Source organism: Cellulomonas sp. GbtcB1 (genome assembly GCF_019091725.1).
Classification (GTDB): domain Bacteria; phylum Actinomycetota; class Actinomycetes; order Actinomycetales; family Cellulomonadaceae; genus Cellulomonas.
This window is the reverse complement of the sequence record NZ_JAGXJG010000060.1, coordinates 1-25,430: the sequence shown is the minus strand read 5'-3', so window position 1 is coordinate 25,430 and position 25,430 is coordinate 1. Positions and strand designations below refer to the sequence as shown.

24 protein-coding genes and 1 pseudogene are annotated in these 25,430 nt (G+C 75.6%); 7 read left to right on the top strand and 18 right to left on the bottom strand.

Going from position 1 to position 25,430, the window contains the following annotated elements; translation table 11 throughout:
* The 11 genes from KVT14_RS17275 to KVT14_RS17225 form a co-directional block, all read right to left on the bottom strand.
* A partial coding sequence (locus KVT14_RS17275) for a hypothetical protein (RefSeq protein ID WP_217616793.1) occupies positions 1-231 on the bottom strand: 231 nt, incomplete at its 3' end.
* Positions 221-1,228, bottom strand: a complete 1,008-nt coding sequence (gene fliG / locus KVT14_RS17270) for a flagellar motor switch protein FliG (protein ID WP_217616792.1) — start codon at positions 1,226-1,228, stop codon at positions 221-223. The genes fliG and KVT14_RS17275, both read right to left, overlap by 11 nt.
* On the bottom strand, positions 1,228-2,826 hold the full coding sequence (gene fliF, locus KVT14_RS17265) for a flagellar basal-body MS-ring/collar protein FliF (protein WP_217616791.1): 1,599 nt from the start codon (positions 2,824-2,826) through the stop codon (positions 1,228-1,230). The genes fliG and fliF overlap by 1 nt, the downstream gene beginning before the upstream one ends.
* Positions 2,826-3,107 (bottom strand): flagellar hook-basal body complex protein FliE, encoded by a 282-nt coding sequence (locus KVT14_RS17260; protein WP_254631151.1) that lies wholly within the window; start codon positions 3,105-3,107, stop codon positions 2,826-2,828. The genes fliF and KVT14_RS17260 overlap by 1 nt, the downstream gene beginning before the upstream one ends.
* Positions 3,108-3,163: 56 nt before the next feature.
* On the bottom strand, positions 3,164-3,568 hold the full coding sequence (locus tag KVT14_RS17255; protein WP_147795533.1) for a flagellar basal body rod protein FlgC: 405 nt from the start codon (positions 3,566-3,568) through the stop codon (positions 3,164-3,166).
* Positions 3,568-3,909 carry a flagellar basal body protein gene (locus KVT14_RS17250; RefSeq protein ID WP_217616795.1) on the bottom strand — a complete coding sequence of 114 codons (342 nt, stop codon included), beginning with the start codon at positions 3,907-3,909 and terminating at the stop codon, positions 3,568-3,570. Before KVT14_RS17250 ends, KVT14_RS17255 begins: the two co-directional genes overlap by 1 nt.
* A gap of 231 nt (positions 3,910-4,140) precedes the next feature.
* Positions 4,141-4,590 (bottom strand): hypothetical protein, encoded by a 450-nt coding sequence (locus tag KVT14_RS17245; RefSeq protein ID WP_217616790.1) that lies wholly within the window; start codon positions 4,588-4,590, stop codon positions 4,141-4,143.
* Complete coding sequence (gene fliS / locus KVT14_RS17240) at positions 4,580-5,026, bottom strand: flagellar export chaperone FliS (RefSeq protein ID WP_217616789.1); 447 nt, start codon at positions 5,024-5,026, stop codon at positions 4,580-4,582. The genes KVT14_RS17245 and fliS overlap by 11 nt, the downstream gene beginning before the upstream one ends.
* Positions 5,027-5,055: 29 nt before the next feature.
* Positions 5,056-6,414, bottom strand: coding sequence for a flagellar filament capping protein FliD (fliD, locus tag KVT14_RS17235; protein WP_217616788.1), 1,359 nt, complete (start codon positions 6,412-6,414; stop codon positions 5,056-5,058).
* A gap of 140 nt (positions 6,415-6,554) precedes the next feature.
* A complete protein-coding gene (locus tag KVT14_RS17230) occupies positions 6,555-7,745 on the bottom strand; it encodes a flagellin (protein ID WP_217616787.1) in 1,191 nt (396 codons plus the stop codon).
* A 224-nt stretch (positions 7,746-7,969) separates the two neighbouring features.
* Positions 7,970-8,845, bottom strand: a complete 876-nt coding sequence (locus KVT14_RS17225; RefSeq protein WP_308161135.1) for a sigma-70 family RNA polymerase sigma factor — start codon at positions 8,843-8,845, stop codon at positions 7,970-7,972.
* Between the two features lie 376 nt (positions 8,846-9,221).
* On the opposite strand from KVT14_RS17225, the gene flgN reads away from it, so the two are divergent.
* From flgN to KVT14_RS17195, 6 genes are read left to right on the top strand one after another with little or no spacing between them, the layout of a single operon-like run.
* Complete coding sequence (flgN, locus tag KVT14_RS17220; RefSeq protein WP_217616786.1) at positions 9,222-9,707, top strand: flagellar export chaperone FlgN; 486 nt, start codon at positions 9,222-9,224, stop codon at positions 9,705-9,707.
* A gap of 43 nt (positions 9,708-9,750) precedes the next feature.
* The gene (flgK, locus tag KVT14_RS17215; RefSeq protein WP_217616785.1) at positions 9,751-11,175 is read left to right on the top strand and encodes a flagellar hook-associated protein FlgK; all 1,425 of its coding nucleotides are present in this window, start codon (positions 9,751-9,753) and stop codon (positions 11,173-11,175) included.
* Complete coding sequence (flgL, locus tag KVT14_RS17210) at positions 11,172-12,074, top strand: flagellar hook-associated protein FlgL (protein ID WP_217616784.1); 903 nt, start codon at positions 11,172-11,174, stop codon at positions 12,072-12,074. The genes flgK and flgL overlap by 4 nt, the downstream gene beginning before the upstream one ends.
* Positions 12,071-12,496, top strand: coding sequence for a flagellar assembly protein FliW (locus tag KVT14_RS17205; RefSeq protein WP_217616783.1), 426 nt, complete (start codon positions 12,071-12,073; stop codon positions 12,494-12,496). The genes flgL and KVT14_RS17205 overlap by 4 nt, the downstream gene beginning before the upstream one ends.
* Positions 12,497-12,531: 35 nt before the next feature.
* Positions 12,532-13,782: an EAL and HDOD domain-containing protein gene (locus tag KVT14_RS17200; protein ID WP_217616782.1), complete on the top strand. Its 1,251-nt coding sequence runs from the start codon at positions 12,532-12,534 to the stop codon at positions 13,780-13,782.
* A 44-nt stretch (positions 13,783-13,826) separates the two neighbouring features.
* Positions 13,827-14,069 (top strand): DUF2530 domain-containing protein, encoded by a 243-nt coding sequence (locus tag KVT14_RS17195; protein ID WP_147795522.1) that lies wholly within the window; start codon positions 13,827-13,829, stop codon positions 14,067-14,069.
* 95 nt (positions 14,070-14,164) lie between these two features.
* Here KVT14_RS17195 and KVT14_RS17190 read toward each other — a convergent pair whose 3' ends face one another.
* From KVT14_RS17190 to KVT14_RS17160, 7 genes are all read right to left on the bottom strand, one after another.
* Positions 14,165-15,409 carry an MFS transporter gene (locus KVT14_RS17190; RefSeq protein WP_217616781.1) on the bottom strand — a complete coding sequence of 415 codons (1,245 nt, stop codon included), beginning with the start codon at positions 15,407-15,409 and terminating at the stop codon, positions 14,165-14,167.
* Complete coding sequence (locus KVT14_RS17185; RefSeq protein WP_217616780.1) at positions 15,406-18,696, bottom strand: sacsin N-terminal ATP-binding-like domain-containing protein; 3,291 nt, start codon at positions 18,694-18,696, stop codon at positions 15,406-15,408. The genes KVT14_RS17190 and KVT14_RS17185 overlap by 4 nt, the downstream gene beginning before the upstream one ends.
* Complete coding sequence (locus KVT14_RS17180) at positions 18,693-19,640, bottom strand: DUF3027 domain-containing protein (RefSeq protein ID WP_217616779.1); 948 nt, start codon at positions 19,638-19,640, stop codon at positions 18,693-18,695. The genes KVT14_RS17185 and KVT14_RS17180 overlap by 4 nt, the downstream gene beginning before the upstream one ends.
* Before the next feature lie 2 nt (positions 19,641-19,642).
* Positions 19,643-20,026, bottom strand: a complete 384-nt coding sequence (locus KVT14_RS17175; RefSeq protein ID WP_147795518.1) for a cold-shock protein — start codon at positions 20,024-20,026, stop codon at positions 19,643-19,645.
* A gap of 152 nt (positions 20,027-20,178) precedes the next feature.
* Positions 20,179-21,456, bottom strand: coding sequence for an EAL and HDOD domain-containing protein (locus KVT14_RS17170; protein ID WP_168216974.1), 1,278 nt, complete (start codon positions 21,454-21,456; stop codon positions 20,179-20,181).
* 150 nt (positions 21,457-21,606) lie between these two features.
* Positions 21,607-22,824: a M20 family metallopeptidase gene (locus KVT14_RS17165; protein ID WP_217616778.1), complete on the bottom strand. Its 1,218-nt coding sequence runs from the start codon at positions 22,822-22,824 to the stop codon at positions 21,607-21,609.
* Between the two features lies 1 nt (position 22,825).
* Entirely contained in the window at positions 22,826-24,130 is a 1,305-nt protein-coding gene (locus KVT14_RS17160; RefSeq protein ID WP_217616777.1) for an MFS transporter, read from the bottom strand.
* Between the two features lie 99 nt (positions 24,131-24,229).
* Here KVT14_RS17160 and KVT14_RS17155 point away from each other — a divergent pair.
* A pseudogene (locus KVT14_RS17155) lies at positions 24,230-25,430 on the top strand (hypothetical protein); the annotation flags it as partial.

Below are 25,430 nucleotides of genomic sequence, written 5' to 3'. Positions count from 1 at the left end.
TTCGGCGAGGGCGTCGGCGTGCTCGGCGGCGCGCCGCGCGTCGGCCTCGGCGCGTTCGCGCTGCACGCGGGCCGCCTGGGCCTCGGCGGCGCGCGCGGCCTCCCGGGCGCCCGCGGCGTAGCCCGCCGCGTACCCGGCGGCGTAGCCCTCGGCTCGCGACGGCTCGGCCGTCGCGAGCCCGGCCGCGGAGCCGCCGAACGCCTGGGTGAAGGTGCGGGGCTCAGGAGACATACTCGTCCTCGCCCTCGCGCCGGATCACGATCTGGCCCGACTCCTCGAGGCGGCGGATCGCCTGGACGATGCCGGCGCGCGCCTCCTCGACCTGGGAGAGGCGGACCGGGCCGAGCAGCTCGATCTCCTCCTCGAGGTTCTCGCGGGCGCGCTCGGACAGGTTGCGCAGGATCTTGTCCCGCACCTCGGGCGTCGCGCCCTTGAGCGCGACCGAGAGCTCGTTGGTCTCGACCTGGCGCAGCACGAGCTGCATCGCGCGGTCCTCGAGCAGCACGATGTCGCCGAAGACGAACATCCGGCTGCGGACCTCGTCGGCCAGCGCCTCGTCGCGGCTCTGCAGCCCCTCGAGGATGAGCTTCTCGGTGGTCGGGTCGGCGCGGTTGATGATCTCGACGAGCGGCTGCACGCCGCCGACGGCGGACAGCTCGTTCGGGGTCAGCACGGTGGACGCCTTGCGCTGCATCGACTCGGCGATGACGGCGACGACGTCCGGGGACGCGCGCTCCATCAGGGCGATGCGGTGCGCGACCTCGGACTGCTGGTCGGAGGGCAGGCCGGCGAGGATCGCGGACGCGTGCTCGGGCCGCAGGTGCGCGAGCACCAGGGCGACGGCCTGGGGGTGCTCGCCGTTCAGCAGCGACAGCACCTGGCGGGCGTCGGCGTGCTGCAGGAACTCGAACGGCTGCCCGGCCATCGAGGTCTGCAGGCGCTCGATCATGCCCGCGGCCTCGTCGCGGCCGAGCGCGCCCTCCAGCAGCTGGGTGGCGTAGCCGAGGCCGCCGTTGACGCTCGGGCCGATGGCCGACGCGGCGTAGAACTCCTCGACCACCTCGTCCGCGACCGTCGCGTCGACGCGCTCCAGCCGCATGATCTCGGCGGTGAGCTCCTCGATCTCGGCGGTCTCGAGCTTGGCCATGACCTTGGCGGCGCGCTCCCGGCCGAGCTGCAGCAGCAGCATGGCGGCCTTCTGGGTGCCGGTGAGCGTGGCGGTCGACATCAGCGCCGCCCGGCGGGGGTCAGCCAGCCGCGCAGGAGGTCCGCGACCTCCTCGGGCTGCTCGTCGGCGAGCGCGGCGATCTCGGCGCGCTTCACCGCGAGGGACTCGGCGACCGGGTCGATCTCGGCGGGGCCGGGCAGGGCGGGCGGGATCTCGGGCAGCTCGTCGAGCTCGGCGGCCGGGTCGGGGCCGTCCATCAGCGGGAGCTCGCCGATGTCCAGCGCCTCGCGCTTGCTGCGCCGCGACCGGCGGGCCAGCACGATCGCGACCACGATGACGATCAGCAGCAGGGCGCCGGCGATCACCGCCTGCCGGAGCAGGTCCGCGCGGCGGTCGGCCTCGGCCTGGGCGTCGGCGGCCGCGAGGGCCTCCGCCGCGGCGTCGGCGCCGGTGGTGTCGAAGGCCATGGCCTGCACCGCGATGGTGTCGCCGCGGGCCGTGTCGATGCCGGCGGCGGCGGTGAGGGTCGCCGTGAGCTGGTTCAGGTCGATGCCGGCTGCGGCGGTCTGGTCGACCAGCACGGCGAGCGACTGCTTCTCGACGGTGCCCGGGGCCACGGTGGTGACCTCGGTGACCTTGTTCACCGCGTTGCTGACGTCCTCGGTGGTGTTCGTGTACGAGCCGGTGCCGTCGCCCTCGCCCGTCGGGACGGCGATGTTGTCCGGGCCGAGCACGCCGGTGGCGGTGCCGGAGCCCGAGCCGGTGTACTCCTCGGTCGTCGTCGAGGACACGAGCGGCGGGGTGTTCTCGGTGGCCGAGAACTCCTCGGACGTGCGCTGGGTCTGGTCCTGGTTGAGCGAGGCGGTGACGGTCACGGCGGACTTGCCGGCGCCGACGACCTGGTCCAGCAGCGCCTGCACGGCGCCGGTGACCCGCTGCTCGTAGGCCGAGGTGGCCTCGTCGCCGGTGCCGCCGGTGAGCCCGGTGCCGACCTCGGACAGCACCTTGCCGGTGGAGTCGACGACGGCCACGTCGGTGGCCTTCATGCCCTCGATGCCCGCGGACACCAGGTGCACGATCGCCTCGACCTGGTCGTTGCTCAGCTGGGTGCCGGTCTTGGTGCGCACGAACACCGACGCGGTCGGGTCCTGCTGCTGCGAGACGAACACCGAGTCCTCCGGCAGCGCGAGCTTGACCGTGGCGGCCTCGACGCCGGACATGGCGCCGACCGTCTTGGCGAGCTCGCCCTCCAGGGCGCGGGTGTAGGTGGTCTGCTGCTGGAACTCGCTGGACGTCATCGACATCCCGTCGAGCAGTGAGTAGCCGTCGCCCTCGGCGTTGGCGGGCAGGCCCGCGGCGGCGAGCTTGAGCCGCATCGAGTAGAGCTTGTCCTGCGGCACCATGACCGTGGCGCCGCCGTCGGTCAGCTCGTAGGACACGCCCTCGGCCGACAGCTGGTCGACCACGGCCGACGCGTCGGTCGCGGACAGGCCGGAGAACAGCGGGGCCAGCGTGGGCTTCGAGGCCCACGACCAGATCGCGAACCCGCCGAGCAGGATCGCGGCGACCGCGATGATCGCGAAGGTCTTCTGCGGGAGCGAGAACTGCTTCACCGCGCCGCTCATGCGGCCGAACAGGGACTTCACCTGGGCGGGCATCAGGCCTGCATCCTCATGATCTCGGTGAACGCGTCGACGGCCTTGTTGCGCACGGCGGCGGTGAGCTCGAGGGCGAGCTTCGCCTCGGACGACGCGATCGTGTAGTCGTGCACGTCGTCGAGGTCGCCGGTGACGGCCTGGACGGCGAGCGCCTGGCTCGTGGACTGGAGCTGCTGGACGTGGTCGACGGCGCCCAGGGCCGCGGCGAACCCGCCGTCGGCGCCGGCGGTGCCGGTCGCGCCGGTCGCGCCGAGGCCCTGCAGGCCGGCGAGGTCCGACAGCTCGGCGAGGGAGGAGGGGCCGGTCACGCCGGACACCCCGCTGACGGGCTGGATGCTCACGAGTTCCGTCCGATCTGCAGCGCCGCCTCGTAGGACGACTTCGCGCGGTCCACGACCGCCGCGTTCGCCTGGTAGCCGCGCTGCGCCATGATCAGCTGCGTCATCTGGGAGGCCATGTCGACCTCGGGGTACCGCACGTAGCCGTCCTCGTCCGCGAGCGGGTTCGTCGGCTCGTAGACCACGCGGCCCTCGGCGGGGCCGAGCGCGATGCCGGACACCTGCGCGCCGCCGCCGTTCGCGGAGGAGATCTCCGACGCCACGACGTACTTGGCCTGATAGGCGGCCTCCGAGGTGGCGGTCGCGTTGTTCATGTTGGCGAGGTTGTCGCTGACCGCGTCGATCCACTTGCGGTACACGGTCATGCCGGTGCTGGCGATGCCGATCGCCCCGAACGTCGTCATCAGGAGGTCCTCATCGCGGTGCGGACGCCGGAGAACGTGCCGTCCACGGCCTGGGTCGCGAGCTGGTAGCGCAGCTGGGTGTCGACGTTCAGCAGCGTCTCCTCGTCGAGGTTGACGTTGTTGCCGTCCATGCGGGTGGGCTCGAGGGAGCGGGCCGTGGTGGCCGACGCGGCGCCGGTGCCGGCGGAGACCGCCCGGGCCAGGGCGTCCTCGAACTGGACCTTCTTGGCGTGGTAGCCGGGGGTCTGGATGTTCGCGACGTTCTCGGCGATGGCGCGCTGGCGCGCGGCCAGGCCGTCGAGCGCGCTGTTGATCGCGACGTAGCTGACGGAGTCGAACATGCCCATGCAGGGTCACCCTCACCCGAGGTTGGTCCTGGTCGGCCTAGTCCGTGGCCTGCTGCGCGAGCGATCCGTGCTCACGCGTCCCATCGGCGGGGCGCGGGTCGTGCTGAGGCGTGCGCCCGAGAAATGTCGCGGATCACTCGCGCGGCGGACGCGATTCGAACGGCTTGTCCGAATTTGCCGGAGAATGTCCGGCGGCCTTTGTAGGTGCTGGCACCCAGGCGGCGGTCAGCCCTCGACGTCGAGGTAGACCGGGGCGACCGCCGCGCGGGTGCGCAGGCCGTCGGTCGTCCGCAGCGCGCGGCGGTGCTCCGCGAGCTGCTCGGCGGTGCGGCGCACCAGGTCCCGCTGGCGGTCGACCAGCGCGGCGGCGCGGGGGGCGAGGGCGAGCGGCAGGGCGCCCAGACCACGCGGCGTGCGCCACGGCCCGGTGACCGCCACGTCGGCGACGCGCGCGGCGGCACCGGCGTCGGCCCAGCCGGCTGCCGCGAGCAGGTGCTCCGCGCGGTCCGCCGCCTCCTCCATCTCGGCGAGGGCGCGCGTCCACGCGGCCTCCCGCCCGGTCCCGTCGTCGTGGTGACCGGTGCCGTGCGGGTCGCGGTGCGACGGCGCGTCGGCGTCCGGCGCGGTCGCCGTGTGCGCCCCCTGGACCGGAGCGACGGCGCTGCTAGCCGACACCGAGCACGCCCCCGGAACCCGCGTCCGCGGTGTCGAACGACGGCGCGGGGCGCTGCGTCGGCACGTCCTTCGCCACGACCAGCGCGGCCTCGCGCCACGCCTCGGCGAGCGGCGCCACCAGCGCGCGGCAGGCCACGACCCGCTCGGCGTCGCCCGCGGTGCTCGCCGCGATGAGCTCGGACAGCAGGAAGGTGTAGACCGACAGCAGGCGGTCGCCGCCGTCCCACTCCCCCACGTTCAGGTTCGCGATGAACTCCGCGACGATCTCCTGCGCGTGCGCGAGCTGCTGGGTGCCCTCGGCGCGGACGCCCGAGCGCAGCGCCGTCTCGGCCCGGTCGAGGTCGAGCAGCAGGCGGTCGTACAGCATGGTGAGGAGCTTCGCCGGGCCCGCGGTGGCGACCGCGTCGGCGAGGTACCGGGTCCGGACGTCGTACACGACGGTCCCCCTTGCGTGGTGGGTGTGGCTCAGCTCGACGCGTTGTTCGCGTTCAGCTGGGCGAGCTGCTGGGACAGGAAGTTGGAGGTCGACTGCATCTGCGACATCGAGACCTCCATCGCGGTGTAGATCCGGGTGAGCGAGGCGCGCCGGGTGGCCAGCCGGTCGTCCCAGTCGGCGATCCGGTCGGCGAGGTCCGTGACCTCGCTCTGGTACGAGGTGATCTGCGCCGTCAGCGTGCCCTTGGTGCTGTCGGACGCCGAGGTGGCCGCCGTCTCGAGCGCGGTGGACACGGCCTGCACCATCTTCTGGGTGGCGACCGGGTCCTCGGCGTACGCGGCGGTGAACGCCGCCTCGTCGAACGTGAACGTGCCGTCGCGGCCGACGACGATGCCGACCGACGCGGGCGACTTCCCGTCGATGTCGATGGAGCCGGCGGCGAGCACGCTCTGCTGCAGCATCCGCACCGCGGTGTTGCCGGCGAGCAGACCGCCCTTGAGGATCGACCCGCCGTCGGCGGCGGTGCCGGTCGTGGCCTTGGTGCGGTCGGCGATGTCGCCGAGCACCGCGTTGAGGTTCGTGACCAGGTTGGACGCGAGCTTGCTCATCGAGGCGGCGTTGCGGGCCACGGTGACCGTGACCTCGTCGGTGCCGGCCTTGCTGACCGTCAGGTCCACGCCGGTGAGCAGGCCCTTGAACGTGTTGCTCGCGGACGTCACCTCGGTCTGGCCCGGGGTCCCGGGCCACAGCGTGACCTTGGCGTCCCCCGCGGCGCGCAGCTGCTGGCTGGTCAGCGACGTGCCGTCGTTGGCGTTGGTCGCCGCGACCGTGAACCCGTTCGCGGCGCCGGTGCTCGTGCCCGTGAGCTGCAGCTTGTAGACCGGCGCGTCGGCGGTGCCGACGTTCACGGCCGACGCGGTGACGCCCGTGCCCTCGGCGTTGAACGCCGCGACGACGTCGCCGATGTGCGAGCTGGAGGCGACGATCGTCTTCTCCTCGCCGCCGACGGTGAGGGTGAAGGACGGCTTGGCCGACGTGTAGGAGCTCGGGAGCGTGTAGAGGGTCGACTGCGACGTGGCCAGGGTGTCGACGGTCAGCGTGAGGGAGGACGGCGAGGCGTCCTTCGACGTCACGGCGGTGACCGCGGTGGACGAGGCGGTCGCGGTGGTGGCCTGCCACGACTCCGCCTTCAGGGCGGTCGTGGCGGCGGTGCCGAGCGAGGCGACCTTGGTGTTCAGCGACTGCAGCGCGGTGACGACGGACTGCAGCCCGGTGCGCTTGGACGCCAGCAGGGTCTGCTGGTTGCCCTCGACCGCGAGCAGCTGGTCGATGATCTCGCTGGTCTTCATGCCGCTGATCAGGCCGTCGATCCCGATGCTGCTCACCATGCTGGTCCGGTCCTCCCCGGGTCGGTCGTGCGCCAGGCCGGCGGGGCCGGCACGCGACAGGCGGTGGGTGGACGGTCGTCCACCCACCGCCTGTCAGGGTCGTGCGGTGCCCCCCGGTGTCACCACCGGGGGGCGACAGCTCACTGGAGGAGCTGCAGGACGCTCTGCGGCAGGTTCTTGGCCTGGGCGAGCATCGCGGTACCGGCCTGCGACAGGATCGAGGCGCGGGTGTAGCTGACCATCTCGGACGCCATGTCGGTGTCGCGGATGCGGCTCTCGGACGCGGTCAGGTTCTCCACCGCGACGTTGAGGTTGTTGATGGTGTGGTCGAAGCGGTTCTGGACCGCACCGAGGGAGGAACGGACCTGCGAGACCGAGGTGATGGCCGAGTCGATCAGGTCGATCGCCTCGGAGGCACCGGAGGCCTGCGTGAAGTTCACCTCGGTCGCCGCGACCTCGGCCGCGGTGCCCGTGGTGGCCGCACCGGTCAGGGTGATGCCGGTCGCCGTGGCGGCGGCCGTCACGGCGCCCGCGCCGAACTTGGCGGTGAGGGCGTTCTGCAGGGCCGTGGTGGCACCGGCGGAGGTGGTGACACCCGTGTAGTCCACCGACTTCAGGTCGAGCGACTTGCCACCGATGGTGATGGTGCCGTTCAGGTCCTGGAAGTTCTTGACGTCGTCGGCGGTGAAGTCCACCGCCGCGGCGAGGGTCTTCACGCCGGCGGTGCCGGACTCGGCGGCCGTCGTGTTGGCCACGGTGGTGGCGTTGGAGGCGATCGCGGTGACGTCGACGCCCGCGAGGCCGAGGCCCTCGGTGCCGAGGCCCTGGCCGTTGCCGGTCTGGATCTTGACGTTGATCTTGTCCTGCGCCGAGGTGTTGGCGCCGACCTGGAACGAACCGTCGTAGTTGCCGTCCAGCAGCTTCTTGCCGTTGAACTGCGTGGTGTCCGCGATGCGGGTGAGCTCGGTCTTGAGCTCGGACAGCTCGTCCTGGATGTTGGACTTCGCGGTGTCGGACAGACCACCCTCGTTGGACGCCTGGACGGACAGGGTCCGCATGCGCTGCAGGATGGAGTGCGTCTCGGTGAGCGCACCCTCAGCGGTCTGGACGACGGAGATGCCGTCCTGGGCGTTGCGCACGGCCTGGGTGGTGCCGCCGATCTGGGCGCGCAGGCCCTCGGAGATCGCCAGACCAGCCGCGTCGTCCGCAGCACGGTTGATGCGCAGGCCGCTCGACAGCTTCTCGAGCGACTTGCTCAGGTCGTTCTGCGTGGAGGACAGGTTGCGGTACGCGTTCAGCGCCGCGATGTTGGTGTTGACGGAGAGCGCCATGGTTCTCTTCTTCCTTGATCGGGGTACTCGTGGCCCATCCGTGGGCTCACCCATGAAGTTCGACCGGCCGGGGCCGGGGCTGAGGGGTTCGACCCGGTTCACCCGAAGGGGTCAACGCGGGCCGCTGACCTGGCACTGCGCGGGACGCCGAACGCCAGGAGGCGCCGGCCGCGTGCTGCGGCCGGCGCCTCCTGGCGTCGTGTGAACGAGCTCGGCGTGCGGTCTCAGACCGCGGCGGTGGTGATGCGGTCGGAGCCCTCGAACGGGGTCGGCACCGACCGGGCCTCCTCGGCGCGGTGGCCGGCGGCGGTCATGGCGGCGCGCGAGGCGACCGCGGCGAAGTAGGTCCGGCGACGGCGCTCGGCGACGCCGTCGGGGCGCTCGGCGACCGGGACCAGGTCGGGGTCGAGGCTGGCGTTCAGGCCGTCGCGCATCAGGGCCAGGCCCTCGGTGCGCAGCTGGCTGATCCGGGACTGGGTGACGCCCAGCTCGTCGGCCAGCTCGGCGACCGACCGGTCCTGCAGGAACAGGCCCTCGATGACGGTGCGCAGCCGGTCGGGCAGCGTGTCGACCGCGGCGCGCAGGTAGCGCAGCCGCTCGCCGATGATCACGTTGTCCTCCGGGCCGGGTGCCTCGTCGCGGACGAGGTCCGCGACCGGGTGCACGGTGGCGTCCATCGACAGCACGCGGCGCTCCGCGTCCTGGCGGGCCTGGTCCACGGCGGCGAGGTCGGTGCCGAGCGCGCTCGCGAGCTCCTCGCGGGTGGGGGTGCGGCCGAGGGTCGCGGTGAGGCGGTCGCTCGCGGCGGACAGCTCGCGGGCGCGGTGCCGGGCTCCGCGGGAGGCCCAGTCCATCGAGCGGAGCTCGTCGATCAGCGCGCCGCGGATGCGCAGCGCGGCGTAGCGCGGGAAGGGGACGCCCGTCTCCGGGTCGTACGCACGGGCGGCGAGCACCAGCGCGAGGTGGCCGGCGGACACGAGGTCCTCCCGGCTGACGGTGGCGGGGACCCGGGAGAGGACCTCGCTCACGTGGTACCCCACGAGCGGCATGTGCGCGACGACGAGGTCGTCGGCGGCGGGGGTGGCTGCAGAGCTGTTCACGAACCGGTTCTCGGCGGGGGTGAAACCTGGCTTGAGTCTTTGTTCTGAAGTTCCTGAGGACCCGATCTATGCGACTTCCGCGGCCATTTCGGACGTACCGGAAAGACAAAACGGACATCCGCCGACATAGCTCCGGGCCGTTCTGAGGAGTTGTGACACACGTCACACCTGGGACATCGCTGTCCTGTCAGATACACGGACTGACCAGTCGGTTCAACGCGGGCCCCGGCGGCGGCGACGCGCGGGTGGCCACGAGGTGTCCGGTTTCGCTCAGGTCCCCCCGCCCCGTCCCGATAGGAGAGGCATCACGCCGCGGCCGGCACCCCGCGCCGGGCGTCCCGACCGCACCACCGCTGCTTCGAAGGGGGAACGCCCGATGGCCCTGAGCCAGCTGTCCGACGTCCTGTGGACCGAGCGACGCCTGCTCGAGCTGCTGCTGTTCAAGCTCGAGGAGGAGCAGCTCGTGCTCACCAGCGGGCGCACGCGGTGGCTGGCCCACGCGACGCGGGAGGTCGAGACGGTCCTGGAGCAGATCCGGGACGCCGAGCTCGGCCGCTCCGTCGAGGCCGACGCCGTCGCCCTGGAGCTCGGCCTGGAGCCCGGCGCCACGTTGCGGACGCTCGCCGAGCACGCCCCCACCCCGTGGGACGACCTGCTGCAGGCGCACCGCGACGCCTTCGTCCAGCTCACCACCGAGATCGGCCAGCTGGCCGACGGCAACCGCGAGCTGCTCGCCATGTCGCACCGCGCCACGCAGGAGACGCTCATGTCGCTGCAGGAGTCGGTGCAGACGTACGACCCGCAGGGCCACACCACGGCCGAGGCCGACCGCAGCGCGCAGCTGCTCGACCGGTCCTTCTGACCGCCACCCGAGACGACCCGAGACACCCGAGGAAGAGGACCCGTTGAGCACCTTCTCCGGACTGGGCACCGCCCTCAGCTCCCTGATCGCGCAGCGCCAGGCGCTCGAGGTGTCGGGGCAGAACATCGCGAACGCGAACACCGTCGGGTACACCCGGCAGCGCGCCGCGATGGCCTCCCTGCCGGCCGCCACCGTGCCGTCGATGTTCTCCACGAGCAACGGCGTCGGCATCGGCACCGCCGTGACCGGCATCGACCGGCTCGGCGACGTCTTCCTGGACGCCCGCCTGCGCAACGAGACGTCGGGCGCGTCGCGGCTCGCCGCGATCGCGACCGAGTACGACACGCTCGAGACCACGATCGGCGAGCCGTCCAAGACCGGCTTCTCCGCCGACCTCACGGGCTTCTGGACCGCCTGGTCCGACGTGGCCAACAGCCCCGGCTCCGAGTCGAACCGCGCCGTGCTCCTCGAACGCGGCAAGGCCGTCGCGGACCGGCTGTCCACGCTGTACCAGGACGTCTCGACCCAGTGGGACCAGGCGCTGACCACCACCAAGGCCCTGGTGACGCAGGTCAACACGACGGCGGCCAACGTCGCCGACCTGAACACCCGGATCCTGTCCATCACGAACGCGGGCGGCTCCGCCAACGAGCTGATGGACCAGCGCGACCAGCTCATCACCTCGCTGTCCTCGCTCGTCGGCGCGACCACCCGCACGAACGGGGACGGCAGCGTCGACGTCATGGTCGCGGGCAACGCCCTCGTCTCGGGCGGCTCGGCCAACGCCCTGGCCGTCGGCGCCGGCAGCGCGGCGTCGTTCGGCGACGCGGTGTCGGGCGGCACCGGGGTCAGCATCGTCTGGGCCCGCAACGGCAACGCCGCCGGCCTCGACGGCGGCCGCGTCGCCGGCCTGCTCACGGCGCTCGGGCCGGCCGCGGACGGCGGGGTCCTCGCCTCCGCCGGTGCCTCGATCAACGCGATGGCCACGACGATCGCCGACTCGGTGAACGCGATCCACCGCACCGCCGCGACCGCCGACGGCACGACCGGCCAGGACTTCTTCACGATCGACCCCTCGCGCCCCGCCGCGCTCGGGCTCGCCGTCGCGATCACCGACCCGTCCGGCGTCGCCGTGGCCACACCCGGCCAGGGCAGCCTGGACGGCAGCGTCGGCGAGCAGATCGCGGCGCTCGCCAAGGCCGTCGACGGCCCCGACTCGCAGTGGTCCGCGTTCGTCGTCGACCTGGGCGTGAAGTCCGCGTCCGCCGCGTCGCGCGCCACCGTCGCCGAGGCCGCCCGCGCCACCGCCGCCTCCGCGCAGCTCGCGCAGACGTCCGTCGACACGGACGAGGAGACGGTCAACATGCTCGCCTTCCAGCGGGCCTACGAGGGCGCGGCCCGCGTCCTCACGGCCGTGGACGAGATGCTCGACACGCTGATCAACCGGACGGGGGTGGTGGGCCGATGACCGCGATCGGACGCGTCACGCAGATGACGGTGCGGAACACGACGCTGGGCAACCTGCAGGACAACCTGCACCGGATGTCGCAGCTGCAGACGCAGATGTCCTCGGGCGTGAAGATCAACCGCGCCTCCGACGACCCCTCCGGGACCGCCGACGTCCTGAAGATCCAGGGCGACCAGCGCCTGCTCGCGCAGTACGACCGCAACGCGGCCGACGGCGAGGCCTGGCTGGTGACCGTCGACAGCGCGCTGACCACCTCGCTGGCCAACCTGCGCAAGGCCCGGGACCTCACCGTCCAGGGCGGCAACGGCGCCCTCGGCAGCACCTCCCGCGAGGCGCTCGCCCAGGAGATCTCCGGCCTGAAGGACGCCCTGCTCGCCCAGGCGAACACGGAGTACCTGGGCCGTCCGGTGTTCGCGGGCACCGTCGCGGCCCCCGCGTTCGGGGCCGCCGACGACGCGGCGGGCGCCTACGACTTCAAGGGCGTCGACGGCGCCATCGTCACCCGCACCGTCGCGAGCGGCACCACCGTCCGCGTGGACTCCGACGGCGCCCGGGTGTTCGGCACCGGGGACGACTCGGTGTTCGCCCTGCTCGACGGCATCGTCGCCACCCTCCAGGCCGGCGGGGACCCGTCCGACCAGCTCGACGCGATCGACGACCGCCTCGACGCCATGACGACCGAGCTGTCCTCGATCGGTGCCCGGCAGAACCAGGTCGACTCCGCGCAGGCCCTGATCGCGGAGAGCACCGTCACCGCCAAGACGCGCCTGGGCGCCATCCAGGACGTCGACCTCGCCCAGATCATCCTGGACCTCGGCTCGCAGGAGGTCGCCTACAAGGGCGCCCTCGGCGCCGCCGCCAAGGTCCTCCAGCCGACTCTCCTGGACTTCCTCCGATGACCGCTGAGCTCGCCGACGCCCCGCGTCGCACCCACCTGCCCGAGCACCTCCACCTGCGCACGCCCATGCCGGGACTCGCCGGGTACGAGGACTTCACGCTCACCCCGCTGGACGACGCCGGCGTGCTGTACGCGCTGCGCGCCGAGCCCGCGGGCGCCCGCCCGGTCCGGCTGTTCGTCGTCGACCCCGACGCGTTCTTCCCCGAGTACGCCCCGGCGATCGCCGGCGACGTCCTCGCCGCGATCGGCGCCGACCGCGACCACGCCGTGCGCCTGGTCGTCGTGCGCCCGGCCGACGGCGGCGAGCCGCCCACCGCGAACCTGCTGGCACCGCTCGTCGTCGACCCGGTGACGGGCGCCGCCGTCCAGACCGTCCTCGCCGAGGACTGGCCGCTGCGGGCGCCGCTCGCGCCGGCCGCCTGACCTCCCGCCCCGACCGACCCGACCTGGAGCTCGTGATGACCTCGACCCTCGGTGCCGACGCCGGGTCCCCGCGCGCCGCGAGCGGCAGCCCGATCCCGATCGGCGGCGGCGAGACCACCGTGCTGCGCCAGCCGGTCGTGCACCACGACCGCTCCGTCTACGGCTACGCCGTGCGGGTCCTGGTCAGCGGGCCGACCGGCGCGTCGCTTCCGGACGAGAGCACCGAGGTCGCCGTCGAGGCCGCCTACCGGCGCCTGGACCTGACCGGCCTCGCGGGCGACAAGCCCGTGCTGCTCCGCGCGACCGCCGGGCTGCTGTCGGGCACCGCGGCCGTCTGGTACGACGCCGACCGGCTGATGCTCGAGATCACCCCGTCGCTCGCGCGGCGCCCCGACGTCGACGAGCTGCTCGCCGCCGCCACGGCCCGCGGCAGCCGGCTCGCGCTCGCCGACTACGACGGCTCGCTGGCCCAGGACCGGCTCCTGGACCGGGTGCAGATCGTCAAGGTCGACCTGCAGCGCGGCGCCGACCACTGCGCCGAGCTCGTCGCCCGCGCGCACGCCGCCGGCGCGACCGTCGTCGCCGAGCACACCGACACCACCGAGCGGCTCGAGACCGCCCAGGCGATCGGCGCCGACCTGCTCCAGGGCCCGATGTTCCACCGCGACCCCCCGGTCACCCGCCGGTCGTTCTCCGCGGGCGAGCTGCAGTGCCTCGAGCTGCTGCGCGTGCTGTCCGAGGAGCAGGTCGACCAGCAGACCGTCGTGCGCACCGTCGCCTCCGACCCCGAGCTGTCCATGCGGGTCCTGCACCTGGTGAACTCCTCGGCGTTCGGGCTGCGGCGCGAGATCGACTCCGTGCTCCAGGCCGTCGTCCTGGTCGGCCCGCGCCAGCTGCACGCGCTCGCGATCGCGTCGCTCATCGACGCCAAGCCGGCCTCGGTCGGCACGCTGTGGTCGATCCTGACCCGCGCCATGACCTGCCACACGATCGCCGGGGACGACGCCGGGTACACCGTCGGGCTGCTGTCCGCGGTCGCCGCCCAGCAGGGCATCGACCTCACCGAGCTCGTCGCGCGCACGGGCGTCTCCGACGCGCTGAGCTCGGCGCTGCTGCGGCGCGAGGGCCGGCTGGGCCAGGTGCTGGCCGCCGTGCTCGCCCACGAGGAGAACGACACCGCGGCCGTCGCGGCCACCGGCCTGGAGCCGTGGGACGTGGCGCACGCGTACCTCGCCGCGGTCCCGAGCGCCCTGGCGACGGCGACGGCCCTCGCCTTCGGCGAGTAGGCCCCCGCGGTTCCGGCTCCACCGGAGCGCATAGGGTGGTGGCCGTGCCGTCGTTCATCCACCTCGCCCTGCGCCCGGAGAGCCGCAAGCCCGCCCCGGAGCCGGTGCCGGTGAGCATGCGGCCCGTGTTCCTGGTGGGCATCGCCGCGTGGCTGGTGGCCCTGGTCGTGGCCGTCGTGCTGTGGCTGACCGACGCCGCGGGCCCGCACGGGGTCTGGGCGTGCGTCACGGGCGCCGCGCTGGGCGGGCTGGGCCTCGCCTGGACCCGCCGCCGCCCGGGCCGCTGAGCCCCGCACCTCCTCCGCCGAGCGGGCCGCTGACCCCCGCACCCCCTCCGCCGAGCGGGCACCAGACGTCCCCACCCGGCCCGCGGTAGCGACGTCTAGTGCCCGCTCGGCGGGTCCGTCGCCGCGGCGCGGTCGGCCGCTGCGCGGGCCGCAGCCGCGCGGGCCCGGGTGCGGGCCGTGGCGTGCTCGGACCAGCGGGGCACGGTCGCCGCGAGGGCGCCCGCCGCCAGCAGGCCGGCCGCGCCCATCGTCACGATCCCCGCCGCCAGGCTGCCCGCGGCGGCGACCGCCGAGACCACCAGCGGACCGGCCGCGGCCCCCGAGTCCTGGAACACGCGCCACACCCCGAGGAACTGCGCCCGGGCGTCCGGCGGGGCGACGTCCGCGCCGAGCGTCATGAGGATGCCGGAGCCGATGCCGTTGCCGAAGCCCATGACCATCGCCACGACCGTCAGGCCGACGAGCGTCGACGTCAGCGGCAGCACCGCGATCGCGCCGCCGAGCACCAGCATCGACGGCACCGCGACCCACAGCCGCCCGCGCCGGTCCATGACCTTGCCCGCCGGGTAGAACAGCAGCATGTCGACGGCGCCCGAGATGCCGAACACGAGGCTCGTGGTCGCGGGGGCGAACCCCAGGTGCTCGGACCACAGCGGCAGGACGACCTGCCGGGTGGCCCGCACGGCGCCCACCAGCACGACCGCGAGCCCGAGCGTCGCGAGCAGCCGCCCGTGCCGGCGCACGAGCCCGGCGGTCGACACCCGGGGACGGCCCCGCGCGGCGGGGTGCCGGTCGTCGACGTCCCGGGCCAGCCCGACGACCGCCGCGGCGGCGACCGTGGTGCCGACCGCGAGCCAGAACACCGCACGCAGGTCGGCGACGTGCAGCACCGCCGCACCGAGGAACGGCCCGAGGAACACGCCGATCCGGGACACCCCGCCCAGGGTGGACAGCGCCCGCGCCCGGTTCACCACCGGCACCACCTCGGTGAGGTAGGCCTGCCGGGCGAGGTGGAACACCGCGGACGCGGCACCGGTCAGCAGCACGCCGACCGCGAGCACCGGCAGCGTCGGGGCGAGCGCGCCGATCGTGAGCGCGATGCACGCCACCAGCGCCGCGACGAGCATGGCCCGCCGGTCGCCGACCCGGGCGGCGAGGGCGCCCGCGGGCACGTCGCCGAGGATCTGGCCGACGCCCACCAGCGCCACGATCAGCGCGGCCTGGTCGAGCCGGGCCCCCATGCCCGCGGCCACGAGGGCGACGACCGGGGTGACGGCGCCGAGCCCCGTCTCGTAGAGCAGGGCGGGCAGGTAGGCCGAGGTGAGCAGGCTGCGGTTCATCGGCCGTCCATCATGCCCCCGTCGTCGGCGACCTGCTCCACGGCGAGCTCGGCGGCCCGCGCCGGCTCCACCAGGGCGAGCTCCGCGGCGTGCCGGAGCCGCCACGCGCCGCACGCCTGCGCCAGCCCGCGCGCGAGGCCGGCCAGGTGGGTGGCGTGCACGATCGCGTCCGGACCGGAGCCGTCCACCCACCAGTCGACCGGGACGCCGTCCACCCGCAGCTGCTCGTGCTCGATCCAGGTGTCCGGCGCGCCGGGCAGCAGGACCCGCACCGCGTCGGGGGTCGCGGACAGGGTGCCGGCGTCGTCGCCGTCCCGCTCGTCGACGACGCCGTCGGCGAGGTCGCCCGCCACGGGCACCCCGAGCAGCTCGGCCAGGTCCTCCGGGTCCGCCGCACCGGTCACCGGCACCATCGCGGCGACGTCGGTGCGCTGCCACCACATCGGCGCCGGGGCGACGGCGGCGTCCTCCGCGTGCACCAGGACGACCCGGTCGAGCGCGACGAGGGCGGGCAGGACGTCGAGGTCGGGCAGCGCGTCCCCCTCGGCTTCCGCGGCCGCGAGCCCGGCCCAGGCGGACCACACCGCCGCCGCGAGGTCGAGGTCGACGCGCCCGCCCACCGGCGCGGCGGCCCGCAGCAGCGCGTCCCAGGCGCCGGGCGGGACCGCGGCGAGGGTCGCGACCCCGCCCAGCGCCGCCTGCGCGGCGGGGTCGAGCGCGGCGACCGCCGGGGGCGGGGTCGGCAGCAGCCGGGCGACGGCGGGCTCCGCCCCGGCGACCGCGAACGGCGCCGCCAGCGGGAGCCCGGACCGGTGCCGCAGCCACCACGCGGTGTACCCGGGGGCGCGGCGCCCGGCGGGGCCGCGCACCTCGTCGAGCAGCGCGCGGCGCAGCGGCCCGGGCTCGGCGAGCCGGGCGAGCACGGCGGGCCAGGCGCCCGGGTCCGTGGCGTCGAGGTCGGCGACCGCCAGGACCTCGGGCAGCGTCTCCCCCTCCCCGACGACCGCGGCGACCTCGGCGATCCAGGCGTCCCAGCCGTCCAGGGCGTCGGTGACCAGGTCGGCGTCGTCGTCGGCGTACGGGTCGTCCGGCGCCGCCGCGACGTCGGCGAGCAGCAGCGGCACCAGGTCCGCGCGGACGCCCGCGGCGGCGAGGGCGTCCGCGCCCCACCGCTCGACGGCGTCCGGGGCGATCGGGGCCAGCACCCGCAGGTCGAGCAGCCGCTCGGCGCGCGACCCCGGCAGCACCAGGCCGTGCGCGGGCGTCGGCTCGTCGTCCGCCGCGCGCAGGGTGAGCAGCCCGAGGACGGCCCGCCCCGGGGCGACCGGCTCGCCGTCCGGCGGGACCGACCCGTCCGCCACGGCCGCGCGCACGAGCGCGAGCACCGCGTCGCTGACCTGCTCCGCCACGGCGACGTCGTCCTCGTCGGCCTGGTCGAGCACGGCCTGCCGCACGCCCGGGTGCGCGAGCAGCGCCGCGGGGTCGGCGGGCGCCGCGCCGAGCCGCTCCAGCACCTCGTGGGCGGCCGCCGGGTGCACGAGGCGCACGCCCCACCGGCCGAGGACCGCCAGCGCGCCGGCCACCGGGCCCGCGGCGTCGAGCGCCCCCGCCACCGGGAGCAGCAGACCACGGGCGCCCCGGACCACCCGGCCGTCGGCCAGCGGGACCGGCAGCGCCGCGAGGGCCTCGCGCGCGAGCGGGTCGCCCGCGGCCGGGGCGAGCGCGGCGTACAGGGCGCGCCACCGCGCGGGCGGCAGACCGGAGGCGGCCGGCAGCTCCTCGACGTACTCGGCGGCCTCCCGGACCTCGACGCCCAGGGCACGGGCCGCGGCGAGCCGGCCCTCGGGCAGCACGACGAGGCCGGCGAACCACGGGGCGAGGGCACGGGTCAGCTCGGGGGCGTGCGGGCCGGCGAGCGCGACGGCCCGGTGCGGCTCGACGAGGTCGGCGGGGTCCCCGGGGTCGGCGGCGTGCGCGGGCGGCAGCAGCGGCGTGCGGGACAGCGCCTCGACCAGCCGCCCCCGCAGCGCGGCGTCCAGGTCGCCCGCCGGCAGCCCGAGCGGGACCAGACGCAGGGCGTCGTCGCCGTCGACGGCGCACGCGGCGGCGAGCCGGGCGTACGCCTCGGCGGCGACGTCGAGCAGCGCGTCGGTCGCGGGGCCGCGGGCGGCGCGCCGCCGGGTCGGGTCGAGCGGGACGGTCGCGACGAGCAGCGCGGGCAGGTCGAGGGCGTCGTCGGTGGGCGTGGGCGCGTGCAGCACCCGCTCCCACGGCGCACCGCCCCCCGCCGCCCCGGTGAGCGCGGCGAACAGGTCCCCGGCGACCCCGGTGCGGTCGTCGGGCCCGGCGCCGCGGACGGGCAGCGCCCACGTCACGCGCCAGCGGCGGCGGGACCGCTCCTCGACGGGGCGGTCCGCGACCAGCGCGGGGTCGAGCTCGCCCTCGACGGTGAGGCGCCGCCAGCGGCGGTCGACGTCGGCGACCCGGCGACGGTGGCCGGCGAGGTCGTCCTCGACCACCACCTCGGTCAGCCCCGGGAGCGCCAGCAGCAGCGCGTCGCCGACCTCGGCGAGCATCGACCGCACGGCGTCCACCGCCGCGTCGTCGCGCAGCGCGAGCACCACCGCGGTGTCGTACCCACCAGGCGGGCGTCCCTCGTCCTCCCGGGGCAGCCGGAGCGCGGGCAGCGACCCCTCGCGGCGGGCGACCTCGTCGGCCAGCCGCGGCTCGTCGCCGGCGGCGAGCGCGAGGTCCCGGCGGGTGTCGTCGAGCGAGAACCGCACCGCGCCGGACGTGGACAGCACCCGGACGTCGTCCGACACCGCCCGCACGGCCGCGAAGCCGACGCCGAACCGGCCGACCAGGCCCGGGCCGCCCGTGCCTGCGCCGTCGCGGCCCGGCCAGTCGCGGGTCGCGGAGGCGCGCATCGCCGCCATCGAGCGCACGCCGGCGGCGTCGAGCGGGGCGCCGGTGTTCGCCGCGACCAGCACCGCCGGACCCGACGCGCCGGAGCCGTCGTCGCCCGAGCGCCCGCCGCCTGCGTCGTCGCCGGCCGCCTCTGTCGCGCCCGCCGTCGTCAGCCGCAGCAGCAGCCGCCCCGGCGCCCCCGCGCGCACCGCGGCGTCGGCGGCGTTCTGCGCGAGCTCGACCACCACCCGGTCGCGGTAGTAGCCGCGGGCGTGGTCCTCCTCGGTGTTCGCGTCCTCGCGCAGGCGCGCGGGGTCGGCGCGCCACGTCCCCAGCACCCGCTCGCGCAGCGCGCGCGTGCCGAAGACGTCGCCGGTCACGACCGGGGCTCGTCCTCCGCGGACGGCGCGTCCTGCGCCGCGTCGTCGGTCGCCACGTCGTCCGCGGCCACCTCGACCTCGACGGTCACGGACTCGACCGTGGCCTCCACCGTCACGGCGGGGCCGGCCGCGTCGTCCCCGGCCCCCCCGACGACGGGCGCGTCCGGCTCCGGGGCGTCGACCGCCCCGGACCCGACGACCTCGGCGGTCGGCAGCACGTCCAGCTCGCGCGCGACCGGCACGTCCGGCCACTCGGACGGCCGCGGCTCGACGTCCGTCTCGGAGTGCGCGCCGCAGCCGTGCTCCAGCGCGACGACCTTGCCGTCGTCGGGGGACCACGCGTTGACGCACACGCCGAACACGGTGCCCAGCGCGCCCTGCAGCGGCACCAGGAACCCGCAGGTCAGGCACGGCTCGGCGGACGCGACGGCACCGGCGGACGCCGGGCCCTGCTTCGAGCGGTACCAGCGCTCGGCGGCCTCGGAGATCCCCACCGGCGACAGCACCCGGTTGCGGGCCAGCGCGAGCTCGCCGATCGCGACCTCGTCGACCTCGGGGTCGCCGGTGGGGGTGAAGCCGGGCTCCAGCCGCGGGTCGTCCGCGCGGAACGGCAGCACGTCGCCGGGGCCGAGGTCGCCCGGGCGCAGCCGCTCGTCCCACGGCACCCAGGCGGGCGCGAGGACGGCGTCGTCGCCGGGCAGCAGCACGGCCTCGCAGACGGTCGCCTTCCGGGCGCGCGGCACCCGGGACAGGGTCACGGTCCACACCCAGCCGCGGTAGCCCTTGGCGGTGCAGGCGAACCGGTGCGAGACGAGCCGGTCGGCGTCCACGGTGTAGCCGAGGTGCTCGCCGACGTCCTGGGGGTGCTCGGCCAGCTCGAGGGCGGCCTCGCGGGCGAGGTCGACGGCGCCGCCGAGCACGGCGTCCTGGGTCGCGGTCGCCATGCTCAGGCCTCGAGGTCGTCGGCGACGGCGCGCAGCAGGGTGGCGACCTGCTCGGCGCGGGACTTCTCCGGGCGGCGGCCGCGGCGCAGGTCGTTGCCGACCCGGTCGAGCACCTTGATGAGGTCCTCGACGATGACGGCCATGTCGTCGGCGGGCTTGCGCTGGACCGCGGCGACCGAGGGCACCGGGTCGAGCAGCTTGACCGCGAGCGCCTGCGGGCCGCGGCGGCCGTCGGCCACGCCGAAGTCCACCCGGGTGCCGGGCTTGGGCGTGCCGATCCCCGCAGGCAGCGCGGACGCGTGCAGGAACACCTCGGTGCCGTCGTCGGCGGCGATGAAGCCGAAGCCGCGATCGGTGTCGAACCACTTGACCTTGCCGGTGGGCACTGCGATCCCCTGTGCTCGTCGGAACTCGCGCGGCGTCGCGCCGCACGTCACCAGGCTACCGGTCGCACCGCCCGCGCAGCGCGCCGCTCCGCGGCCGGCGAACCCCCACGGACCCGCGTCGCGCCCGTGCCGCGCGGCCCGCGCGACGCGGCTCAGCCGAACGCCACGTCCTGGACCCCGCCCGGCACGGCCTGCAGCCGCGGCACGGGCTGGTAGACGGTGGCGAGCAGGGCCCGCGCCTCGCGGAGCGCGGTCAGGTAGACGAGCGACACGTGCAGCGCGGAGTACGGCGACCGGATCGACGGCACCGCCTCCTCCGCGATGGCGTCAAGGTACGCGTCGAGCACGTCGCAGGCCGCGACCACCCGGGCGCTCGGCTGGGACCGGTGCAGCTCGGGGTCGAGCTCGGACACGGGCACGTCGAGCAGCTCGGACACGATGCGGACCAGCGCCTCCGTGGACGCCTCCAGGGGGTCCTGCGGCGCGAGGATCTCGGCGGCGCGGGTGCGGGCGAGCGCCATGAGCGGGATCTCGTCGTCGTGGTGGCCCGCGGTCGCGAGCACCTCCAGCACGAGCATCGCGCGGAACCGCTCCCGCCCGAGCAGCACGAGCGCCTGGTGCAGGTTGCGCACGGTGCGCCCGGCGCCCGACACCGAGTTCACGACCCGGAACACCTTGAGCGCGATCGCCGGGTCGGCGGCGGTGAGCCGGGCCAGCCGGCGGTAGGACACCTGCGGGTCGCCCAGCTGCACGAGCAGCCGCCCGGCGACCATCGCGTGGTGCGCGAGCGCCGGCCGGGTCAGCACCGTCGGCCGACGGAAGTGGTAGCCCTGGAACAGGTCGAAGCCCGCGTCCTGGGCGGCGAGGAAGTCGGCCTCGTCCTCGACGTGCTCCGCCACCAGCGCGGCGTGCGGGGCGACCGCCCGCAGCTCGTCGGCGAACTCGGCGAGCCGGTCGCCGACGTCGGACATGTCGACCTTGACGTAGTCGCACAGCGGGAGCAGGTCCCAGCGCTGGTCCCCCGGGACGAAGTCGTCGAGCGCGATGCCGAACCCGAGCCGGCGCAGCCGCTCGACGCCCGCGACCACCTCCTCGTCGGCGGGGACCTTCTCCAGGACCTCCAGCACGACGCGGTGCGGGTCGAGCGCCACCGGCAGCTCGTCGACGATGAACGACCGCGGGACGTTGACGAACAGGTCGCCGTTGCCCGCCAGGTCCTCGACGCCGAACTCCGTGAGCGTCGCGACGATGACGGTCGCGGTCGCGCGGTTGTCGTCGATCCCGGGACGGACGCCGGACTCGAGGGCGTCCGGGCTGGCCCGGAACAGCAGCTCGTGCCCGATGGGCCGGCTCAGCACGTCGTAGATGCCCTGACGCGCGACGCACACCTCGCGCGTGGCCGGGGGCAGGTGCCCCGCCGTGATCGACATGCGTGTCCCTTCGGCTCGAGCGCGGGCGCCCGTCCACGGGCGCGTCGAGACCTGTCATCGGCACAGGTGAGGCGGACCTGAGCGCTCGGGCGGGTGGAGCCGCTGATCAGGCGGGGATCCGGACCCGATCGGGTGCCGGGAGGGCGCGTCTCAGCCCTCCGCGAGCCGGTCCAGCGCCAGCGCGGCGAGCACCGCCGGGCCGACCGCGAGCGCCCCGTCCTCGAACCGCGCCTGCGCGGAGTGGTTGTAGGGCGCGGTCCGCGGGTCGGCGTCGGCGGGCGTCGCCCCGACGCCCAGGTAGGTGCCGGGCACCTCCTGCAGCACGTAGGAGAAGTCCTCGGAGCCCGCGAGCGGCTGCGGCGCGTCGACGTACGACCGCTCGCCGAACAGCCCGGCCGCCAGCCGTGCCAGGCGCGCGACCTCCTCCGGCCGGTTCGACGTGACCGGGTACCCCCGCTGGTAGTCGACGGTGACGGACAGCCCGTGCGCGGCGGCGACGCCCTCGCACACCCGCGCGACCCGCTCGGGCACGACGCCGTGCACCGCCTCGGAGAACGTGCGCACGGTGGCCTCGATCCGCGCCTCGGCGGGGATGACGTTGTCGGTGGTGCCCGCCTCGATCCTGCCGACGGTGACGACGACCGGGTCGAAGACGTCGAACTGCCGGGTCACCATCGCCTGCAGCGCGAGCACGATCTCGGCGGCGACCGGCACCGGGTCCTGCGCGAGGTGCGGCATCGACCCGTGCCCGCCGCGCCCGTGCACCGTGACGTGCACGGTGTCCGCGGCGGCCAGCAGCGTGCCGGGGCGGCTCGTGATCGCCCCCGTGGGCAGGATCGCCGACAGGACGTGCAGGCCGTACGCCGCGACGACCCGCTCCCCCGCGGCGTCGAGCACGCCCTCCTCGATCATGAGGCGCGCCCCGTGGTCGCCCTCCTCGCCGGGCTGGAACATCAGCACGACCGAGCCGGCGATCTCCTCGCGGCGGGCGGCCAGCAGCCGGGCGGCGGCGACCAGGCCGGCGACGTGCAGGTCGTGGCCGCACGCGTGCATCGCCCCGGGCACCTCGCTCGCGAACGGCTCGCCGGTCTCCTCGGTGACGGGCAGCGCGTCCATGTCGGCCCGGAGCAGCACCGCCGGCCCGGGGCGCGCGCCGCGGAGCACGGCGACCACCGACGACAGCCCGGCGCCGGTGCGCACCTCCAGCCCCAGCGGCTCCAGCGCCTCGAGCACGAGCGCCTGGGTGCGGGGCAGGTCGAGCCCGATCTCCGGGGTGCGGTGCAGGGCGTGCCGGAGCGCGGCGGTGTCGGGCAGCAGCACCCGGGCGTCGGCGCGCAGGGCGTCCAGGGCGGGGTGGTCGAGCGGCATGTCAGACCTCCGTGGGGTGCGGTGCTGCCGGGCCGGCGGGGCGCGGCACCGGGGACGGCTCGGCCCGGGTCCCCGCGAGCGTCTCGACGGGGTAGAGCAGCCGCTCGCCCACCAGCCACGAGCCGACGGCGGACACCGTCAGCCCCGCCGCGGCCCACACCGGGACCAGGCGCAGCGCGTCGCGGGAGATCAGCCACTCGGCCACGAACAGGAACGTACCGCCGAACAGCGCGATGGCGGCGGCCGCGGGGACGCCCAGCGCGACGGCCCGGATCGGCACCGGGAACAGCCGCGCACCGGCGACCGGCGTGACGCCGAGCTGCAGGCCGACGCAGATCGTGAACAGCGGCGCGGCCACGAGGTACGGCACGGCGCCGGCCGCCAGCCCGAGCATCAGCGGGACGACCAGCACGGCCGCGGCGGTGAACCCGGTGCGGATCAGCACCAGCGGCCCGAACCGGTCGGCCAGGAACCCGGAGGCGATCATCGCGACCAGCAGGCAGATCAGCGCCACGGTGTGCTGCGACGCGGCCTGGGTCTCGGTGTACCGCCCGGTGTGCCCGGCGAACTCCGGCAGGTACACCGACCCGAAGTAGACGCCCATCGTGGACCCGATGGTGAGCATGAACGCCAGCGCCATCCGCCCCGCGTGCCGGCGGAGCAGCGGGCCGGCGGGCTCGACCCCGGCGTCCCGCGCCCGCTCGAACACCTCCGACTCCGGCACCCCGCGCCGGATCCACAGCGCCAGCAGCCCGCACAGGGCGGCGATGACGAACGCGATCCGCCAGCCGCCGTCGCGCAGCCCGTCCGGGCCGAGCACGCCGAGCAGCACCGCGAGCACCACCGTGCCGCCGAGCGTGCCGAGCGCGTCGCCGGAGTACGCGAACGCGCCGTACCGGTGCCGGCGCTCCGGCGGGGCGACCTCGACGACGTACGTCGCCGCCGTGGCGACCTCGCCGCCCATCGCGATGCCCTGCAGCATCCGGGCGAGCACGACCACGACCGCGGCCCACCAGCCGGCGACGGCGTAGGTCGGGGCGGCGGCGATCACCGCGGCACCCAGGGCGATGAGCGACTCCGACGCCAGCAGGCCGGTGCGCCGGCCCCTCGTGTCGGTGATCCGGCCCATCACGTACGACCCCAGCGGCCGGACCACGAAGCCGACCGCGAACACGACGTACGCGCCCAGCACCCGGGTCACCGGGTCGTCGCCCGGGAACACCTGCCCCGCGAAGTACGGCGCGAGCAGCGCGTACATGGTCCAGTCCAGCGACTCCACGAAGATCCCCGCGGTGCTCGCCACCACGACCCGCGTCCTGCGCACCCGTGCCATCGCTGCCTCCCGGCGGCTCGCCCCGGCGGACCCGGCCCCGCGCCGGACCCGCCGGAACGTATCGTGGTGCGGATGGCCACGTTCAGCGAGCACCTGCGCGGCAGGTCGGACGACGAGCTGGTGCGCCTGCTGCTGCGGCGCCCCGACCTCGCGCACCCGTCGCCCGCCACGCTCGCCTCCCTCGCCGCCCGCGCCACCAGCCGGCCGAGCCTCGAGCGCGCGCTCGCGGGGGTGGACGCGGCGGTGCTGCAGGCGGTCGAGGCCGTCGTCGCGCTGCTGGCGGGGTCGGCCGACCCCGCGACCGGGGTGCGCGCCCGCGACGTGGTGGCCGCGGTCGGCGCCGGGCGCCCGGAGGCCCCCGCGGTCCGCGCCGCGCTGGCGACGGCCACCGACCTGGCCCTGGTGCACCCCGTGGGCGGGCGCGCGTCCGACCCGGTGCTGCGGCCCGCGCCGGGCGTGGCGGAGCTGCTCGGCCCGGCGACCGCCGGCCTCGCCGCCCCCGCGCCGCACGACCCCGACCCCGCCGCCGTCCCCGGGCTGCTCGCCGACGCCCCTGCCGCCGGCCGCGCCGTGCTGGACGCGCTGACCTGGGGGCCGCCCGTCGGCGTGCGCCCGGCGGCCGGGCCCGCGGCGGAGGCCGTCACCGAGCTGGTCCGCGCCGGGCTGCTGGTCCGGGCCGACGAGCGGCACGTCGTGCTCCCCCGCACGGTCGCCCTCGCGCTCCGCGACGGCCGCACGCACCGCACCCCGGCGACCCCGCCCGCGCCGGAGGACCTGCCGCGCCGCGACGCCGCGCTGGTCGAGGCCGAGCACGCCGCCGGTGCGGAGCGCGCCGTCCGGCTGGTCGCGGGGCTGCTGCGGCTGTGGGGCCAGGCCCCGCCGCCCGTGCTGCGCGCCGGCGGGCTCGGCGTCCGCGACCTGCGGCGCACCGCGAGCGCCCTGGAGGTCACCGAGCAGGAGGCGGCGTTCGTCGTCGAGCTGGCCGGCGTCGGCGCCCTGGTCCGCGACGACGGCGAGGAGTCGCCGCACCACGTCCCGACCACGCTCGCCGACGAGTGGCTGGCGCTGGACCTCGCCGACCGGTGGGCGCGGCTCGCGTCCTGGTGGGCCGCCACCCCGCGGTGGCCCGCCCTGGTGGGTACCCGCGACGAGCGCGGCGCGGTCCGTCCGGCGCTCGGCCCCGAGCTCGGCCGGCCGTGGGCGCCGCGGCTTCGGCACGCGGTGCTCGGGCTGCTCGCCGACGCCGGGCCGGGCGCCGCGCCGGACGCCGCCG

What these genes read in the sequence shown, in the direction of transcription:
- KVT14_RS17230 (WP_217616787.1), bottom strand. Translation starts at nt 7,745, where the DNA reads ATGGCGCTCTCCGTCAACACCAACATCGCGGCGCTGAACGCGTACCGC.
- KVT14_RS17205 (WP_217616783.1), top strand. Translation starts at nt 12,071, where the DNA reads ATGACCGCTGAGCTCGCCGACGCCCCGCGTCGCACCCACCTGCCCGAG.
- KVT14_RS17165 (WP_217616778.1), bottom strand. Translation starts at nt 22,824, where the DNA reads ATGCCGCTCGACCACCCCGCCCTGGACGCCCTGCGCGCCGACGCCCGG.
- fliD (WP_217616788.1), bottom strand. Translation starts at nt 6,414, where the DNA reads ATGGTGAGCAGCATCGGGATCGACGGCCTGATCAGCGGCATGAAGACC.
- flgN (WP_217616786.1), top strand. Translation starts at nt 9,222, where the DNA reads ATGGCCCTGAGCCAGCTGTCCGACGTCCTGTGGACCGAGCGACGCCTG.
- KVT14_RS17250 (WP_217616795.1), bottom strand. Translation starts at nt 3,909, where the DNA reads ATGTTCGACTCCGTCAGCTACGTCGCGATCAACAGCGCGCTCGACGGC.
- KVT14_RS17200 (WP_217616782.1), top strand. Translation starts at nt 12,532, where the DNA reads ATGACCTCGACCCTCGGTGCCGACGCCGGGTCCCCGCGCGCCGCGAGC.
- fliF (WP_217616791.1), bottom strand. Translation starts at nt 2,826, where the DNA reads ATGCCCGCCCAGGTGAAGTCCCTGTTCGGCCGCATGAGCGGCGCGGTG.
- KVT14_RS17180 (WP_217616779.1), bottom strand. Translation starts at nt 19,640, where the DNA reads ATGGCGACCGCGACCCAGGACGCCGTGCTCGGCGGCGCCGTCGACCTC.
- KVT14_RS17170 (WP_168216974.1), bottom strand. Translation starts at nt 21,456, where the DNA reads ATGTCGATCACGGCGGGGCACCTGCCCCCGGCCACGCGCGAGGTGTGC.
- KVT14_RS17255 (WP_147795533.1), bottom strand. Translation starts at nt 3,568, where the DNA reads ATGACGACGTTCGGGGCGATCGGCATCGCCAGCACCGGCATGACCGTG.
- KVT14_RS17190 (WP_217616781.1), bottom strand. Translation starts at nt 15,409, where the DNA reads ATGAACCGCAGCCTGCTCACCTCGGCCTACCTGCCCGCCCTGCTCTAC.
- fliG (WP_217616792.1), bottom strand. Translation starts at nt 1,228, where the DNA reads ATGTCGACCGCCACGCTCACCGGCACCCAGAAGGCCGCCATGCTGCTG.
- flgL (WP_217616784.1), top strand. Translation starts at nt 11,172, where the DNA reads ATGACCGCGATCGGACGCGTCACGCAGATGACGGTGCGGAACACGACG.